At 63.7% G+C, this 678-nt stretch carries 1 protein-coding gene; it reads left to right on the top strand.

Going from position 1 to position 678, the window contains the following annotated elements:
- The coding region (locus FBT96_RS19415) for an AMP-binding protein (RefSeq protein ID WP_169583598.1) at nucleotides 1-678 on the top strand (678 nt) is incomplete at both ends.

Genomic DNA, 678 nt, shown 5'->3' with positions numbered 1-678 from the left:
AATGTGCTGCTGTCCCAGGGCATCATGCGCGGCGACCGGGTGGTGATCTATCTGCCGATGATCCCGGAGGCGGCCTATGCGATGCTGGCCTGCGCCCGGATCGGCGCGATCCATTCCATTGTTTTCGCGGGCTTTTCGCCCGATGCGCTGGCGAACCGGATCAATGATTGCGGCGCCAAGCTGGTGATCACCGCCGATACCGCGCCGCGCGGCGGGCGGCGCACGCCGCTGAAGGCGAACACCGATGCCGCGCTTCTGCACTGCTCTGACAAGGTGCGCTGCCTTGTCGTCAAGCACACCGGCGATCAGATCAGCTGGGTGCATGGCCGCGATGTCGATCTGCTTTACCTGATGGAGCATGTCAGCCCGGAATGCCCGCCGCGGCCGATGAATGCCGAAGATCCGCTCTTCATCCTCTACACCTCGGGCTCGACCGGCAAGCCGAAGGGCGTCGTGCATACGACGGGCGGTTACCTCGTCTATGCGGCGATGACGCATCAGTACACCTTCGACTATAAAGACGGCGACGTGTTCTGGTGCACCGCCGATGTGGGCTGGGTGACCGGGCACAGCTACATCATCTACGGGCCCTTGGCGAATGGCGCGACGACCTTGATGTTCGAGGGCGTGCCGACCTTCCCCGATGCGGGCCGGTTCTGGGCAGTGTGCGAAAAGCAC

Source organism: Rhodobacter capsulatus, from assembly GCF_005144475.1.
GTDB lineage: Bacteria > Pseudomonadota > Alphaproteobacteria > Rhodobacterales > Rhodobacteraceae > Rhodobacter > Rhodobacter capsulatus_C.
Note: the sequence above shows the minus strand (reverse complement) of the source record. Positions and strands in the feature narration are given on the sequence as shown.